At 44.4% G+C, this 15,429-nt stretch carries 17 protein-coding genes; 7 read left to right on the top strand and 10 right to left on the bottom strand.

Going from position 1 to position 15,429, the window contains the following annotated elements; genetic code table 11:
- Window positions 1-23: 23 nt before the first annotated feature.
- Complete coding sequence (locus H6G48_RS09645) at window positions 24-341, bottom strand: P-II family nitrogen regulator (RefSeq protein WP_190721326.1); 318 nt, start codon at window positions 339-341, stop codon at window positions 24-26.
- A 73-nt stretch (window positions 342-414) separates the two neighbouring features.
- Window positions 415-1,395, bottom strand: coding sequence for a sodium-dependent bicarbonate transport family permease (locus tag H6G48_RS09650; protein WP_002756655.1), 981 nt, complete (start codon window positions 1,393-1,395; stop codon window positions 415-417).
- A 481-nt stretch (window positions 1,396-1,876) separates the two neighbouring features.
- On the opposite strand from H6G48_RS09650, the gene H6G48_RS27445 reads away from it, so the two are divergent.
- From H6G48_RS27445 to H6G48_RS09670, 5 genes are all read left to right on the top strand, one after another.
- Window positions 1,877-2,146, top strand: a complete 270-nt coding sequence (locus H6G48_RS27445; protein WP_423202539.1) for a hypothetical protein — start codon at window positions 1,877-1,879, stop codon at window positions 2,144-2,146.
- Window positions 2,127-2,705 carry a ribosomal protein S18-alanine N-acetyltransferase gene (gene rimI, locus H6G48_RS09655; RefSeq protein WP_190721328.1) on the top strand — a complete coding sequence of 193 codons (579 nt, stop codon included), beginning with the start codon at window positions 2,127-2,129 and terminating at the stop codon, window positions 2,703-2,705. The genes H6G48_RS27445 and rimI overlap by 20 nt, the downstream gene beginning before the upstream one ends.
- 38 nt (window positions 2,706-2,743) lie before the next feature.
- Window positions 2,744-3,934 (top strand): glycosyltransferase family 4 protein, encoded by a 1,191-nt coding sequence (locus tag H6G48_RS09660; RefSeq protein ID WP_190721330.1) that lies wholly within the window; start codon window positions 2,744-2,746, stop codon window positions 3,932-3,934.
- Between the two features lie 90 nt (window positions 3,935-4,024).
- Window positions 4,025-4,642 carry a CP12 domain-containing protein gene (locus H6G48_RS09665; protein ID WP_190721333.1) on the top strand — a complete coding sequence of 206 codons (618 nt, stop codon included), beginning with the start codon at window positions 4,025-4,027 and terminating at the stop codon, window positions 4,640-4,642.
- A 97-nt stretch (window positions 4,643-4,739) separates the two neighbouring features.
- Window positions 4,740-5,246: a DUF1269 domain-containing protein gene (locus H6G48_RS09670; protein ID WP_061430426.1), complete on the top strand. Its 507-nt coding sequence runs from the start codon at window positions 4,740-4,742 to the stop codon at window positions 5,244-5,246.
- A gap of 127 nt (window positions 5,247-5,373) precedes the next feature.
- Here H6G48_RS09670 and H6G48_RS26270 read toward each other — a convergent pair whose 3' ends face one another.
- From H6G48_RS26270 to acs, 4 genes are all read right to left on the bottom strand, one after another.
- Window positions 5,374-5,511 carry a hypothetical protein gene (locus H6G48_RS26270; RefSeq protein WP_008203558.1) on the bottom strand — a complete coding sequence of 46 codons (138 nt, stop codon included), beginning with the start codon at window positions 5,509-5,511 and terminating at the stop codon, window positions 5,374-5,376.
- A gap of 20 nt (window positions 5,512-5,531) precedes the next feature.
- The gene (locus H6G48_RS09675) at window positions 5,532-5,897 is read right to left on the bottom strand and encodes a GNAT family N-acetyltransferase (RefSeq protein WP_072319559.1); all 366 of its coding nucleotides are present in this window, start codon (window positions 5,895-5,897) and stop codon (window positions 5,532-5,534) included.
- Window positions 5,898-5,936: 39 nt separating this feature from the next.
- On the bottom strand, window positions 5,937-6,533 hold the full coding sequence (locus H6G48_RS09680; RefSeq protein WP_190721335.1) for a hypothetical protein: 597 nt from the start codon (window positions 6,531-6,533) through the stop codon (window positions 5,937-5,939).
- 361 nt (window positions 6,534-6,894) lie between these two features.
- The gene (gene acs, locus H6G48_RS09685; RefSeq protein ID WP_190721338.1) at window positions 6,895-8,865 is read right to left on the bottom strand and encodes an acetate--CoA ligase; all 1,971 of its coding nucleotides are present in this window, start codon (window positions 8,863-8,865) and stop codon (window positions 6,895-6,897) included.
- A 251-nt stretch (window positions 8,866-9,116) separates the two neighbouring features.
- On the opposite strand from acs, the gene psaC reads away from it, so the two are divergent.
- Complete coding sequence (gene psaC, locus H6G48_RS09690; protein WP_002734319.1) at window positions 9,117-9,362, top strand: photosystem I iron-sulfur center protein PsaC; 246 nt, start codon at window positions 9,117-9,119, stop codon at window positions 9,360-9,362.
- 322 nt (window positions 9,363-9,684) lie between these two features.
- Here the strand turns inward: psaC and H6G48_RS09695 are convergent, their stop codons facing one another.
- Window positions 9,685-10,395, bottom strand: coding sequence for a Uma2 family endonuclease (locus tag H6G48_RS09695; protein WP_190721340.1), 711 nt, complete (start codon window positions 10,393-10,395; stop codon window positions 9,685-9,687).
- A 75-nt stretch (window positions 10,396-10,470) separates the two neighbouring features.
- On the opposite strand from H6G48_RS09695, the gene H6G48_RS09700 reads away from it, so the two are divergent.
- Window positions 10,471-11,199: an ABC transporter ATP-binding protein gene (locus tag H6G48_RS09700; RefSeq protein WP_190721342.1), complete on the top strand. Its 729-nt coding sequence runs from the start codon at window positions 10,471-10,473 to the stop codon at window positions 11,197-11,199.
- A 2-nt stretch (window positions 11,200-11,201) separates the two neighbouring features.
- On the opposite strand, the gene H6G48_RS09705 is transcribed toward H6G48_RS09700, so the two are convergent.
- From H6G48_RS09705 to tnpB, 3 genes are all read right to left on the bottom strand, one after another.
- A complete protein-coding gene (locus tag H6G48_RS09705; RefSeq protein ID WP_190721344.1) occupies window positions 11,202-11,972 on the bottom strand; it encodes a class II glutamine amidotransferase in 771 nt (256 codons plus the stop codon).
- A 306-nt stretch (window positions 11,973-12,278) separates the two neighbouring features.
- On the bottom strand, window positions 12,279-13,904 hold the full coding sequence (locus H6G48_RS09710) for a hypothetical protein (RefSeq protein WP_190721346.1): 1,626 nt from the start codon (window positions 13,902-13,904) through the stop codon (window positions 12,279-12,281).
- A gap of 231 nt (window positions 13,905-14,135) precedes the next feature.
- Entirely contained in the window at window positions 14,136-15,332 is a 1,197-nt protein-coding gene (gene tnpB, locus H6G48_RS09715) for an IS200/IS605 family element RNA-guided endonuclease TnpB (RefSeq protein ID WP_045357087.1), read from the bottom strand.
- Between the last annotated feature and the right edge of the window lie 97 nt (window positions 15,333-15,429).

The following is a 15,429-nucleotide window of genomic DNA, read 5'->3' on the forward strand; positions in this document are numbered from 1 at the left end:
AATTTTTGATTTTTACGAGAGGTCTAATGACTTAGCCATTGGCCCGTAGTCACCACAAAAATTCCGCCGGCTTTTTTTAAAAAAGGCTGAATTTTATCGATCAGACGACCAAGTTGTTCGTCACTATTACAAACCGTCATAATGTAGTTACCACTGTAATCACAATCCAAGTCATCACAGGATAAACCTCGATCACCTTTTCCCGAAGTACTGCCAAAGACGGTATAACCGGAAACTCCGACAACATCAAGAACGCTTAAGGTTTCTTCCAGAAAAGCATGACTAACAATTATGTCTACTTTTTTGACAGTTTGTAGGGAAGGATGCGGGGATTCAAGCATGGTAGTTAAGTAAAAAAGGGACAAGTGAAAGAGAACAATTTTGACAGGAATTATTTAAAAACCGCCGGGCCTTTTAGACTCCACAGCCAATGATTTTGATCATCTCTAGGTACAGAGGAATACCGATGATGATATTGAAAGGAAAAGTTAAAGCCAAGGCCATAGAAATGTATAAACTAGGATTCGCTTCGGGAACAGTCATTCTCATGGCCGCAGGAACAGCAATATAAGAGGCACTGGCACACAAAACAGCGAATAATAAAGCATTGCCCTGTTCAAATCCGAGAACCTTAGCAATGAGAATCCCCACCATAGCATTGATGACGGGAATGAACACCGAGAAACCGATGAGAAAAGAACCAGTTTTGCCTAATTCCCGGATTCTTTTCGCCGCCACTAATCCCATATCAAGGAGAAAGAAAGTTAACGCACCATAAAAAATCCCTTGAGTGAAAGGTTGTAATTTTTCCCAGCCTTTTTCCCCTGTGAGCATACCAACCACAACACTACCGACTAAGAGAAATACCGAACCATTTAAAAAGGCTTCATGTAGAACCTTTGACCAAGAAAACGCTTCTTCTTCGCCATTTTTCTCTTTAAAGACTCGCACCAGGATTAAACCCACTACAATCGCCGGCGATTCCATTAAAGCTAAGGCCGCTACCATATGACCGCCATAGGAAATATGAAGTTTTTCTAAAAAAGAACTGGCGGTGATGAAAGTAACGGCACTAATGGAACCATAGGCTGCGGCGATCGCTGCTGCATTGGCACTATCGAGTTTAATTTTCAGGATAAAGAAAGTGTAAATGGGAACGATGCAAGCCATAACCACAGAGGCAATCAAAGTTAAAGCGATTTGGTTATTGATGCCACTTTCCGCTAGTTCATAACCTCCCTTGAAACCAATCGCCATCAACAGATAGAGAGAAAAGAGTTTAGGCAGTGGTTGGGGAATCTCTAGGTCGGATTTAAAAAATACTGCCAGCATTCCCAAGAAAAAGAACAAAACCGGCGGATTGAGAATATTGAACAGGATTAAGCTGCCATCCATAGGTTTGCGTACATTGAGTTATTTCAATCTATACTATTCGATTTTGAGAATACTGGGAAAATGTTAAGAACCGGATTAAAACGCTTAACGATGGCCGCCCAAAAAAATTAAGATGGGTGATGTTTCAGTGATCGGTGATCAGTTATCTTGAAACCGTCAGCTTTTCTCCCCTCTCCCCCTCTACAATAATTACTCGCAGCCAGGAATCACTTGGGTTAGTATCATACTTTGTGCTTTTTGTCAAAAAAACTTTTTTTTTGCAATAAAACTACACAAAAAAAAGATCATCGTTGTGGGTGAAATTGACTGATTTAACCCTCTTAATTGGGATTACCTTCTAGGTGTGGCAAGGGTTTCAACCATTGCTGCCCAAAAAAGCACAGAATAACCCATTATGAAATTCAGTAAAATCGCTGTAACTATGATAACATCGTTGTTAAATAAAAATCTTTCTCAATTAATTCTTAAGAATTTATAAATATTGCGGAATGTTAATTTAAATATTCTCAAGTTTTTGCAGTCAATAAATAACTTTTGCTTATCTTTGTCAGAAAATAGAACTCCTGCAAAAATCCCACATCTACCATTGGATTCAGGAGACAGGATTCAGGAGACAGGAGATTATTTTTATTTATTCTCCCTTCTCCCCACACCCCACACCCCACACCCCACTCCCCCACCACCCCACACCCCACAGCCTACACCCCACACCCTGCTCCCTTCCCCGATCAATGGCAAAAATCCAGCTTAAAACCCCAAAATCAGAGCATCTTGCCGCCATGGTGGCACTCGATCGCACCAGTCTCGGCGGTATCTGGACGTTATCGGGATATCAACGGGAATTAGACAGCCCCAACAGTGAATTATTAATTCTTACCCTGGACCGGGATAGCGAAACCCTAATCGGATTGGCTTGTTTTTGGGCAATTCTCGAAGAAGCGCATATTACCCTCCTAGCAATTTACCCCGACTATCAAAGACAAGGATTAGGACAACTACTTCTCTACAAACTTCTGGAGAAGGCTGTACAAAGACAACTGGAAAGGGCTACGCTAGAGGTGAGGGTATCGAACCAGTCAGCGATCGCGCTCTACGAGCATTTTGGCTTCCGCATCGCTGGAGAGCGTAAAAATTATTATCCGCAAACTGGCGAATCGGCCCTAATTTTCTGGCGCAACGATCTACAAACGGCCGCTTTTCAGGAACAATTAAGCAAGTGGCGACAAGAAATCCTCTCAAGACTGGCGCAGGGAGAGTGGCAATTAGAGGAAGAAACCAGAGCCAAAATAGATACCATGGGGATGTCATGATTACTTACCAGCTTAAATCAGGTCGAGGTTAGGGAAAAATGAGGATTTTAGTCTTGGCGTGGGAATTTCCACCGCGATTAGTGGGCGGTATCGCCCGTCATGTCGCTGAACTCTATCCCGAAATCGTCAAACTCGGTCATGAAGTCCATTTAATCACGATCGAATTCGGTCAGGCCCCCAGTTACGAACTGGTCGAAGGCATTCACATCCACCGCGTCCCCGTCCCCCCCGGCAATGACTTTTTCCATTGGGTGGTCAACATGAATAACAGCATGGGGCAACAGGGCGGCAAACTAATCGCCGAATACGGAAAATTTGACCTTGTTCATGCCCACGATTGGTTAGTAGGGGATGCGGCCATTGCCATGAAACATCTCTTTAAAATCCCCCTGATTGCCACTATTCACGCCACGGAATACGGACGTTATAACGGACTGCACACCGACACCCAACGCTATATCGCCGGCAAAGAGGGAACCCTCGTCTATAATGCTTGGCGCATTATCGTCTGTACCGGCTATATGCGTCATGAAGTCCATCGGGCTTTGGGCGCACCCTGGGATAAAATCGATGTGGTTTATAACGGTATTCGGGCCGAGAAAAAGCAAAGAGACCCTAACTTTGATTACCGAGCTTTTCGTTGTCAATATGCCCAAGATTACGAAAAAATCGTCTATTACGTCGGGCGTATGACCTTTGAAAAGGGGGTTTCGGTGTTACTCAACGCTGCCCCAAAAGTCCTCGCTCAGACCGAGGCTAAAACTAAATTTGTCATTATTGGTGGCGGCAATACCGACAAACTCAAACAACAGGCCTGGCATCTCGGTATCTGGCATCATTGTTATTTTACGGGCTTTATGTCCGATGAAAACCTCGATCGCTTCCAAACCGTGGCCGATTGTGCCGTTTTTCCTAGTCTTTACGAACCTTTTGGTATTGTCGCCCTGGAAAGTTTCGCCGCTAGGGTTCCCGTGGTAGTTTCCGATACCTGCGGTTTTCCCGAAGTTGTCCGTCATGGCCAAACGGGAATTGTCACCCGGGTCAATAATCCTGATTCCCTCGCTTGGGGCATTTTGGAGGTTTTAAATCATCCCGAATACGCCCACGAATTAGTTAATAACGCCTACGAAGACCTAGAAAAACGCTTTCATTGGGCGAATTTAGCCCGTCAAACCGAGACAGTATATGGTTTGGTCGTCCAAGAACGACAACTGGTAGAATGGCGTTAATCAGGGAGCGGTTTTTTAGCCGTCAGCCGTCAGTATTGGGGGTCAGTTTATGTCTTAAAATAACAAAGGCACAACTTAACTTCTCCAAATATGACTATGAAAGCAGCTGAAATTATGACCACGGAGGTGGCCAAGATTAAAGGTTCTGAAACCGTTGCCAAAGCGGTACAATTGATGAGAGAAAAGAACATTAGAACTCTCATTGTTGATCGCCGTCACGATGAGGATGCTTACGGAATTATCACTGAAACCGATATTGTCTATAAAGTCGTCGCTTTCGGTCAAGATCCGCAAAAGGTGCGCGTCTATGAAGTGATGAGCAAACCCTGCATCGTGATTAATCCCGACCTCGGGGTTGAATATGTGGCCCGCTTATTTGCTAATACCGGTATTCGTTTCGCACCAGTAATTAAAGGCGGTTTGCTCGGTGTTATCTCTGTTAGTGACATTCTCCATAAAGGTAACGCCGTCGAAAAGCCCCGCAGTCTTGATTTAGAAGCGGAGATTATCAAAGCGAGAGATATTGCCCGGGCAGTCTGTGCTGAAAAAGGGGCAAATTCTCCCGGTTGTGCCGCAGCTTGGGATGTTGTTGAGGAATTACAGGCAGAATTGGCACACCAACGCGCTAAAAAACCAGAAAAAACCTATTTTGAGGAATACTGTCAAGAAAATCCCGATGCTTTTGAAGCTCGTATTTATGACACCTAATCCCCATGGCTTTGAGGTATTCTCCGATACCTCAAACTTTTTAATCCGGCAAAAGTAGTGTATAAAGGTTTTATTTACTAATAATCGAGGAAAAACTATGGCTGATCTATTTGTCATCGCCTATGAGGACGAATTTAAAGCAGAAGAAGTTCGTTTAACTTTGGCTAAACTGCAACAGGAACATCTCATCGAGCTAGAAGATGCTGCCGTAGTGGTTAAAAACAAAGATGGCCAGATTAAACTCAAGCAAGCGGTCAATTTAACGGCAGCGGGAGCCGCTAGTGGCAGTTTCTGGGGATTATTAATCGGAATGTTCTTTTTATCCCCTTTATTAGGGGCCGTCCTCGGTGCTGCTGGTGGCGCTTTGGGAGGTGCTTTAAGTGATATCGGTGTGGATGACAATTTTATGCGCGAATTGGGAGAAACCCTGCAGCCCAGTACCTCTGCTCTCTTTGTTCTCGTCCAAAAAGTTACCCCCGATAAGGTCCTCGATGAAGTGGCCCCCTACGGAGGTAAAGTGTTACGCACTTCTTTGACCAAAACCGACGAAGCAGAATTACAGAAAGTTCTCGACCAAAGAGGTGTTAAACCCGAAACCGTTTAGGATCTGGGTCCATAAAAGCTAGAAAAAGGGAATATATTTCCCTTTTTGCTTTTTGAACAAGAATGGGTTTAGCATGACCACCACAGCAGCTATAAAATAAGAAACAATCAATAATTATTAATGAACTTTAAGCTTCGATCGAGAATAAAAGTGCTTCAGTGTCGTAGTATTTATTCGTTAATCCCATTGATTGCATTCCTAATCTTTCGGTGACACGAATTGAGCGATAATTATCGGGATTAACCACTGCGTAGATAATCGGCATTGTAAGGTGATTAAGCCGTATTATAGAATAACTTTAGCCGCTTCGGTTATGTATCCTTGTCCCCAATAATCGCGTCGTAAATGCCAACCAATTTCGCTATCTGGGGTAGGATAACCGTAGTTATCGGGTAAATTCTGTAAAATTATCGAACCGATAATCTGATTATTTTTTCGATCGATCATTGCCCACCAATCGCTGCCATTACCCTGATTACGAATAGTTGCTAATCTTTCGGAAAAATGGGCATTTAAACTCTCAATATCCGTGGCTAACTGACGAATTCTCGGTAAAAAATAAGTGACTTCGTAATTTTGATAGATCTGAAAAAAAGACTCTTTGTCTGCGGGTAGTTGCCAAGGACGGAGAATTAGGCGATCACTTTTCATTGTTTTATTGAGCAAATTATAGCAATTCTCTTGCTGAGATTAGGGATTATTGTTGATAAAAAAACTTCTAAATCCCACAGCTAGTAAGGAACCACTTAAGACAGTTATCAATGTCCAAATTTGATTTTTTTGGGTTCCTTCGACTTTCTCTAAGCGTTTATTCATGTCATCAAATTTACTATCAAGAGTTTTAATATCACCTTTAACTTCCGTGAGTTCAATCTTTAAATCGGTAGTATCTTTTTGAACATTTTTGACATCAGCTTTTATTTCCGCTTGTCCATTCTCAATCACCTTCAATCGATTGTCCACCTCAATCAGTCGAGTTTCCGTGGTAGTGAGTCGAGTTTCCACGGTAGTGAGTCGATTGTCCACGGTAGTGAGTCGATTGTCCACCTCAATGAGTCGAGTTTCCATGGTAGTGAGTCGAGTTTCCATGGTGGTGAGTCGATTGTCCATGGTAGTGAGTCGAGTTTCCATGGTGGTGAGTCGATTGTCCACGGTAGTGAGTCGATTGTCCATGGTAGTGAGTCGATTGTCGATTTCGTTGAATCGATGTTCGATTATCTTCTGTCCATTGAGGATTAAATCTTCTAGTCTTTTTAAATCATTATCCATAGCAGTGGTGGTGGTCATTGATTAAACTCCTATAATTTCAATTTGCTCTTATCTTTATCATTATACCAAATCCGTTTTTAATCGTGTGATTAACTCCCAAGTTATGGATTGTTTTTTCCCACTTCCCATTCTCCTATACCCTTGAAACAGGATTTATTATTAGCTACGGACATAAATTCTGTTGTCTATCTTAAGAAATGTAAATTGCCGCAATTCTTACTGACTCCTGAATCCTTACCCCACAGTTAATTTTACTTTTGTCCAACTACTTAGCTTTGCTGCTTGAGCAAATATGTTCACCGAGCATCACTCCCGTTAGAGTGAGATAAGATTAGCTCTCATTCCTCACCCTAACTACTAGGAAAAACCAGCAATTAAATTAGGCACCTTGCCGTAATTTATCCAAAACCGATCGATCTTCTAGAGTAGAAGTATCACCAGAAATCTCTTGACCTGATGCTAAAGTTCGCAAGAGACGACGCATAATTTTACCCGATCGCGTTTTGGGCAGTACATCGGTAAAACGGATTTCTCCCGGTCGAGCAATAATGCCAATTTCCTTGACAACGTGATCCTTTAATGCTTGCGCTAACTCCGGACTCGCTTCATAATGCCCCTCCAGAGTGACAAAAGCATAGACTTCTTCCCCTTTAATTTCATCCGGTCGTCCCACCACAGCCGCCTCTGCTACCGCGGGATGAGATACTAAAGCTGATTCGATCTCCATTGTCCCTAAACGGTGGCCAGAAACGCTCATCACGTCATCAACGCGCCCCATTACCCAGAAATAACCGTCCTCGTCCTGACGACTACCATCCCCAGCAAAATAGAGATATTGGCCATCTTTGGGGGCGATCTGTTCCCAGTAGGTATTGCGGAAGCGATCGGGATTTTTATAGACTGTTCGTAGCATACCGGGCCAGGGATATTTGACCACCAGATAACCCCCCTCATTCGCTTGGGTGGGATTACCGTCTAAGTCCACCACTTCGGCCATAATACCGGGGAAAGGTAGGGTTGCTGACCCCGGTTTGGTGGCAATTGCCCCGGGTAAGGGAGTAATCATAATCCCCCCGGTTTCCGTTTGCCACCAAGTATCGACAATCGGACATTTTTCCTTACCGATAACCCGGTGATACCACATCCACGCTTCTGGGTTAATCGGTTCTCCCACAGTTCCCAGTAAGCGCAAAGAGGATAAATCCCGGCTATTGGGGATATCTTCACCCATTTTGATAAAAGCGCGGATAGCAGTGGGGGCAGTATAAAAGATATTAACCCGATATTTCTCGATGACATCCCAAAAACAGCCTAAATTAGAGGGACGGGGAACCCCTTCATACATTACCGTGGTTGCACCATTGGAAAGCGGTCCGTAAACGATATAACTATGGCCGGTAATCCAACCCACATCGGCAGTACACCAGTAAACATCGGTGTCTTTCAGGTCAAAAATCCATTTGCTGGTGACATGGGTGTAGAGATTATAACCGCCGGTGGTGTGGACGACTCCTTTCGGTTTGCCGGTGGAACCACTGGTATAGAGGATAAATAACATATCTTCGCTATCCATGGGTTCGGCCGGACAGTTAGCAGATACCTGTTTTTGTAGATCATGCCACCAGTAATCGCGATCGGCAACCATATTGATGGGTTCCTTGCTGCGCTGGACAACGAGAACTTTTTCCACACTGGGGGCGCTATTATCGGCTAGAGCCAGATCTACCTGTTCCTTGAGGGCAACGACTTTATCCTTGCGGAAACCACCATCGGCAGTGATTACCACCTTAGCGGCCGCATCATTAAGACGATCGCGCAAAGCATCGGCACTAAATCCCCCAAAAACTACACTGTGGGGCGCGCCAATTCTGGCACAGGCTAACATGGCGATGGCCGCTTCGGGAATCATCGGCAGATAAATTCCGACCACATCGCCTTTTTTCACGCCTAATTCCTTTAAAGCGTTGGCAAATTGGCACACTTCTCGGTGTAGCTGTTCGTAGGTAATGGTGCGGCTGTCTCCCGGTTCTCCTTCCCAGATGATGGCGGCTTTATTGCGTCTCCAGGTGGTGAGATGTCTGTCAATACAGTTGTAACAAATATTAATCTTGCCGTTGACGAACCATTTAGCAAAGGGGGGCTGCCAGTCAAGAATCTCTGACCATTTTTCAAACCAATGTAATTCTTTTTCGGCTAATTGGGCCCAAAAAGCCGAGGGATCGGCCTTGGCTTTGGCGTAGAGTTGCTGGTATTCTTCAAAGCTTTTAATGGTGGCATTCTGAGCAAATTCGGCACTGGGAGGAAACAGCCGATTTTCCTGTAGGATCGATTCGATCGCTATTTCTGTCATACTGGCAAACGAAATAAATTATCTTGCGATCCAGATTACCTTTTTCGGTTCCCCCCGTAACCCCGGCAAGCAATTCTTTAAGGCTATTTTAGAATTGCCCGATCCCTGACTAGCGATCGCCATTTGGCCCCAAGTGTTACAGAGTTTAAAGTTATGTCACCGATCGAGCGATGAACAGATCGCTGTAAGGTAAACTAACCGATAAACCCGAAATTTAACATGGAGAACACTCGGTAAGGAGTCATAATTCGATGTCTCATAGCGTTAAAATTTACGATACCTGTATCGGTTGCACCCAATGCGTTCGGGCTTGTCCCCTCGACGTGCTGGAAATGGTTCCCTGGGATGGCTGTAAAGCTGCCCAGATTGCCTCCTCCCCCCGCACGGAAGACTGTATTGGTTGCAAACGTTGCGAAACCGCTTGTCCGACGGATTTCTTGAGCATTCGGGTTTATCTCGGAGCAGAAACCACCCGCAGTATGGGTCTAGCCTACTAGGCCTGGCAATCATTCTGTGTTTAACATTTAGCGAAAACTAATCTTGTTAAGAGGACTAACCAGTCCTCTTTTTTTGTTATACTCCCTTCGCTAGTGAAGATTTTAGTTAGGGTTTGCGGCAAAAAGTACGGGCGAAGCATTCGGATAGAAAATCTACGGTTTCACCGATAAGTTATTGCCCGAATGCTTCGCCCCTACAGGACGCAATCGCCGATCAAGATGCAAGGTTTTTGAGCCACTAGCTTTAAAATCTTGCACCTGCCTCGCCAAACAGGCCCCAAACCCCTTACCTCGTCTATATTTCACATTTATTCAGCAGACCCTAGTTAGGTAATTCCCCAAAAAGTTGACGATATTTTTGCAGTTTTGCCTCCATTTCTACTAACTGCTGATTAGCCTGTTCAGCCCGTTGGCGTTCATTTTCAGCCCGTTGGCGTTCATTTTCAGCCCGTTGCTTTTCCTGCTCCAGTAGTTGATTAATTTCGCTGTAGGACAAAAATTGAGTACCATCAGGACGATAAATTTTTAACTCGTCGGTTAAGTCAAACCGAATGCCTAAACGGGGACTCACCCAATTATTAACCTCACTAACACTGTCTAAACTGTCACCAATTCGCTGCCAAGCTTCTAGACTATTATCATCGGGATCATAGACGTAGTATTCTTGGACTCCATAGCGATCATAAAATAGCAATTTTTTGGCCATTTCGATGGAGGTGTTACTGGGAGAAAGAATCTCAAAGACGACTTGAGGAGCAAGATTATCTTCTTGCCATTGTTTGTAGGAACCTCGATCGCCTTTCGGTCTGCCAAATACTACCATCGTATCAGGAGCGGCAGCAATTTTCGGCTGGCCTTGCACGGGATACCACAACAGATCCCCCGCTACAAATACCTGGGGATCATCGATATATAACCAGTCGATATTCTGCTTAATCGTTACTATCCAGTTAAATTGTTTAGTATTATCTGCCATCGGTTTACCGTCGCTCTCAGGATAGATAATCTCGTTTTTGTTAACTTGACTAACCATGGGGAATACCTGCCGAACTCATTGGGCTATTTTTATTATATAATAAATTTGAACTAAGTAAGGAAAAGACCGATCTTGATTTTAGAACTACAGCAAGTAAATTTAGCTATCCGACGAGGCAGTGCTTATCTGTTAGAAGATATTACTTTTAGCATCAAGCAAGGAGAAAAGTTAGCTATTGTCGGAGCATCTGGGGCAGGAAAAACGACTCTTTTACGACTGTTAAATCGTTTGCAAGAACCAAGCACGGGAAATATTTATTTTCACGGTAAATCGATTAAGGAAATACCGGTTATTTCCCTGCGACAACAGATAGTTTTATTGCTACAAGAGTCGAAGTTATTAGGAATGAACGTTCGAGATGCTCTCGCTTATCCTTTGCAATTGAAAAAACTTACTCCTGCGGAAATTAATCAGAGAATTGACCGTTGGACATCCCTATTAAAAATTCCCGAACAGTGGTTTGAACGCGGGGAGTTAGAATTATCTTTAGGACAAAGACAATTAGTGGCAATTACCAGAGCTTTGTTGTTAGAACCGAGCATACTGTTATTAGATGAACCCACCTCTGCTCTAGATACAGGCACGGCCAACAGGTTATTAGAAGTATTAAACAATCAAAGATCAATGACGATAATTATGGTCAATCATCAACTGGATTTTTTAGAGGAATTTGCCGAGAGAGTTATTTATCTAGAAGCGGGAAAAATTGGTTCAGATTGCCTCGCCCATCAATTAGATTGGTTAGGGCTAAAAACTCAGTTAATTGATTTAGAAAAATCTCGACAAAGTGACCACTGGTAAGATTAACTTAAAATTGCTGCGCCCTCCTGAAAAACTAATAATTCTCCTGAATTAATCGTTGTCCAAACTTCATTATCAGTTAAGGGTGTAGTGGCAATAATTGCCACTTGATCGCCGGGATGAGCTAAAGCTTGAAAATCAACGCTCACATCTTCATCAATTAAATGAGCGGCGGCAAAAGGATACTGACGGATTATATAGCTTAATTTCGTCGAACAATGGGCAAAAAAATGTTCACCATCGGATAAAAGATAATTAAAAATTCCTTGACAAGCGATAGAATTTGTGATAGTTTTTAGGACTTGATAAAGTTGCTCTAGGGAAGGTTTGCCCTGGGGAAAAGTCTCTCGCAGGGTATTAAGAATTAAACAGAAAGCTCTTTCCGAATCTGTGTCCCCAACCGGTTGATAAAAATCTCCCGCAGCCGGTGAGAAATTTTCTAAATGACCATTATGGGCAAAAACCCAATATTTTCCCCACAATTCCCGCCGAAAAGGATGACAGTTTTCTAGTTTAATTTCTCCTTGGGTGGCTTTGCGAATATGGGCGATAACATTGGTAGAATGGATCGGATAGTTTTTAATTAATTCCGCAATCGGAGAAGCGATCGAGGGTTTAACATCAATAAAAGTTCGACAACCTAAACCCTCAAAAAAAGCAATTCCCCAACCGTCTCGATGTTCGTCGGTTTTTCCTCCCCGCGCACAAAATCCCTCGAAGGAAAAACAGATATCCGTGGGGACATTACAATTCATGCCTAGAAGTTGACACATAGTTGCTTGAGTTTGAATATCAGATGCCGGCAAAATTACTTACTGCCAGCAGCCGTGACAGGAGACAGGAGAATTTTTTCCAGCTGCCTCTTGCCTATCCTAGCTAAGAAATTAATCTGGCACTAAGTAGGTAGGTGTTAAAAACTGTCAGACACCCCCCTTATCAAGGGGGGCAGGGGGGATCAAACCCCCTCAAGGTAGGGTTGATTCATGAATCAACCCTACTATGAATCAACCCTAGGGGCAGGGGGGGGGAGATTCGGCTAATCTAAGAATAAGCGGTTTAAATGCGTCTTAGCTTACAAGCTACAGGCAAGTTTTCCATTTTTGGGCGATAGAAAGGATTAATTCTTTTTCTGCTTGGGGTAAATTGGCAGCCTGTCGGTCGATTATATCCCTTAATTCCCTGATAATCCGTTTAAGAGCGAGTTTTCTAGTCTCTTGGGAGTCACTTCTCTGTGCTAAAGCTATTTCTGCGATAACTCGATTTAAACTGCTGATAGCTTGCCAAGTTTGCGGACGTAATGAAGGTTCTGCGGCAATAGGGGCAACCTTCAGGGAAGCGATACTATCGAAAGTTGCAGCCTGACTAAATCGGTGTAAAGTTTGGGCGAGGCTATACATTTCTTCCCCGTAGGCGAGGGAACGTACCACAGCAAAGGCTTTTTTGGCTTTTTCGGTGTCCTGTTGGTGAAGATACCAAAAACCAGCGGCGGCGGCGCAAGCAGGAGTATCTAGACGGATTTGGCTGTCAGCAAGAGAAAACAGTTTCGCCGACGCGGACGCATATTTTAACAATTGCCAATCGGAGGGATTTTCTGCCAGACGGGAGACGCGATAGATAATTTCTGCCTCTGGGAATTGCGATAAAACGCGGTTAACGGCGACAAGGACAGGAATAAACTGGCGGCTGTACCGAAAGTATTGATTGAGGTTATTAATAGCCGTTTCCCAGTCTTGCTGTAACCATTGTTGTAGAGTCGAGGTTAACCCCGGCAGCGGTAGAAGGGTAATACGGGGAAAAAGTCGCCCTTGAGGGCCCGCCAAAAGCCCGATTAGCCAATTATCAAGACGGAAAAAGGCGAATATAAACACCCCGCCCAACACCCCGCCCGACACCCCGCCCCACACCACGCCCGACACCACGCCCAACACCACGGACCGCACCCCGCCCGACATCACGCCCAACATCACGCCCAACATCACGCCCAACACCACGCCCCACATCACGCCCGACATCACGCCCGACATCACGCCCGACATCACGCCCCACACCCCGCCCCACACCCCGCCCCACACCCCGCCCGACACCCCGCCCCACACCACGCCCAACACCACGATCAACACCCCGCCCAACACCACGCCCCACACCCCGCCCCACACCCCGCCCAACACCCCGCCCCACACCACGATCAACACCACGATCAACACCCCGCCCCACACCACGCCCCACACCCCGCCCAACACCCCGCCCCACACCACGATCAACACCACGCCCAACACCACGCCCAACACCACGCCCCACACCCCGCCCAACACCCCGCCCCACACCACGCCCAACGCCACGCCCGACACCACGCCCAACGCCACGCCCCACACCACGCCCCACACCACGCCCCACACCACGCCCAACGCCACGCCCCACACCACGCCCCACACCACGCCCCCCCAATCAACAGAAAGTCCTAAATTTGCTGCTATGCTACAGATAATCAGAGGGGTAATTACAGTTAAGAGAAGACCCTGAATCCCTAGACGCAATTGTACGGTATGGTTATCGCCGCCGTCTCTCGTTTCCACATACCAGCGCACTGCTTGGGGAAAATAAAACACCCAGTACAACAGCAAAAGATAATCAAAGGGATTCCATAAAGATAAATCGCGTCTGAGTTTAGGAGCGAGATTAATGGTGGGGACGGTGCTTTCCTTCATAATTTCTATCTCTGGCTATTTACCCGGTGATGGTTTATTAAGTAGTTAGGTGTTAACTGTCAAACACCCCCCTTATCAAGGGGGGATTAAGGGGGGATCAAACCCCCTCAAGGTAGGGTTGATTCATGAATCAACCCTACTATGAATCAACCCTAGGGATTAAGGGGGGAGCCATCTTCAATTTAAATATAACCAGCTAAGTGAACTACTCTCAACAGAGTTGAGAGCTTCCTATTTCACGGGGGATTGCCTCAAGACGGACTTACGCCCAACTTTTGGTCTTACATCCCCTCTATAGGCAGTATCGCTAGTTCCTAACGACAATACTTCGGCTTTGCTCAGTACAAGTATCCGTAAGGCTTCATTTTTGATGTTTATCGCCGCATTTATATCACGATCATGGGTTGTTTTGCAATGCTCACAAGTCCATGTTCTAACATCAAGTGGTAAACTCGCTACTTGATTTAGACAGACATTACAAGTTTTAGAACTAGGGAAAAACCTATCAACTTCGATATAAGTTTTTCCTTCCCATTCTGCCTTGTATTTAAGCATTGTACAAAACATTCCCCAACCACAATCACTAATAGCCTTAGCTAAATTATGATTGCGTACCATGCCTTTAACATTGAGATTTTCTACCGCAATAACTTGGTTTTCGTTAACTATCTTACGGGATAGCTTGTGGAGAAAATCCTCACGACATCTTGAGATTTTAGAGTGAACTTTAGCTACTTTACGTCTAGCTTTTTGACGGTTGTTACTTCCCTTCTTTTTACGGGATAACTTTTGTTGTTTACGCTTTAAATTACGTTGATGTTTAGCTAAATGTCTAGGATTCTCATACTTACTACCATTGCTGGTAATGGCAAAATGAGTAAGTCCTAAATCAATTCCTATGCCTTTGCCATCCTTTGATGTCTCAGGCAACTCCAATTCGTCATCAACTAAAATAGAAGCGTAGTATTTACCGTCTGGAGTTTTTGAGATAGTAACGGTTTTAATTGTTCCTTCAAATTCCCGATGACGCACACAATAAACTAATCCAACTTTACCCGGTAATTTGAGGTAGTCACCTTCAAACTTGACATTAGCTGGATAGCTAATTGATTGCCTACCATGTTTGGACTTGAATCTTGGTAATCTAGCCCGTTTTTCAAAGAAATTTTGATAAGCTTGCGATAAGTTCAAAGCAACAACCTGTAAGCACTGAGAATAAGCATCTGTCAACCACTCATATTCTTTTTTGAGACTAGGCAATAGTCCCTGAATATAGTTTCGTGTTAGCCCTTTTCCTGTGGTTTTATAGGTTTCTTGGCATAAATTCAAGGAATAGTTCCAAAACCAGCGACAACAGCCGAAGCCTTTAGCTAAGGCTATTTCTTGCTCGGTATTGGGTTTTATTGTGAATTTATATGCTTTGTACATGGCTGTTATCAAGAATCTATATTTATGATAACACAACTTTATAGAATTGTCTATATGCTGGTCAGCATTCATCCCATCGCTAAAAGCGAGGGACTTC

Source organism: Microcystis flos-aquae FACHB-1344 (genome assembly GCF_014698375.1).
In the GTDB taxonomy this organism is placed as follows: domain Bacteria; phylum Cyanobacteriota; class Cyanobacteriia; order Cyanobacteriales; family Microcystaceae; genus Microcystis; species Microcystis aeruginosa.

Bases quoted from the DNA above. Each gene is read 5' to 3' on its own strand.
- tnpB (WP_045357087.1), bottom strand. From the start codon at position 15,332: ATGTACAAAGCATATAAATTCACAATAAAACCCAATACCGAGCAAGAA.
- H6G48_RS09695 (WP_190721340.1), bottom strand. From the start codon at position 10,395: ATGGTTAGTCAAGTTAACAAAAACGAGATTATCTATCCTGAGAGCGAC.
- H6G48_RS09650 (WP_002756655.1), bottom strand. From the start codon at position 1,395: ATGGATGGCAGCTTAATCCTGTTCAATATTCTCAATCCGCCGGTTTTG.
- H6G48_RS09710 (WP_190721346.1), bottom strand. From the start codon at position 13,904: ATGAAGGAAAGCACCGTCCCCACCATTAATCTCGCTCCTAAACTCAGA.
- H6G48_RS09705 (WP_190721344.1), bottom strand. From the start codon at position 11,972: ATGTGTCAACTTCTAGGCATGAATTGTAATGTCCCCACGGATATCTGT.
- acs (WP_190721338.1), bottom strand. From the start codon at position 8,865: ATGACAGAAATAGCGATCGAATCGATCCTACAGGAAAATCGGCTGTTT.
- H6G48_RS09645 (WP_190721326.1), bottom strand. From the start codon at position 341: ATGCTTGAATCCCCGCATCCTTCCCTACAAACTGTCAAAAAAGTAGAC.
- H6G48_RS09670 (WP_061430426.1), top strand. From the start codon at position 4,740: ATGGCTGATCTATTTGTCATCGCCTATGAGGACGAATTTAAAGCAGAA.
- rimI (WP_190721328.1), top strand. From the start codon at position 2,127: ATGGCAAAAATCCAGCTTAAAACCCCAAAATCAGAGCATCTTGCCGCC.
- H6G48_RS09675 (WP_072319559.1), bottom strand. From the start codon at position 5,897: ATGAAAAGTGATCGCCTAATTCTCCGTCCTTGGCAACTACCCGCAGAC.
- psaC (WP_002734319.1), top strand. From the start codon at position 9,117: ATGTCTCATAGCGTTAAAATTTACGATACCTGTATCGGTTGCACCCAA.
- H6G48_RS09665 (WP_190721333.1), top strand. From the start codon at position 4,025: ATGACTATGAAAGCAGCTGAAATTATGACCACGGAGGTGGCCAAGATT.
- H6G48_RS26270 (WP_008203558.1), bottom strand. From the start codon at position 5,511: ATGCCGATTATCTACGCAGTGGTTAATCCCGATAATTATCGCTCAATT.
- H6G48_RS09680 (WP_190721335.1), bottom strand. From the start codon at position 6,533: ATGACCACCACCACTGCTATGGATAATGATTTAAAAAGACTAGAAGAT.
- H6G48_RS09660 (WP_190721330.1), top strand. From the start codon at position 2,744: ATGAGGATTTTAGTCTTGGCGTGGGAATTTCCACCGCGATTAGTGGGC.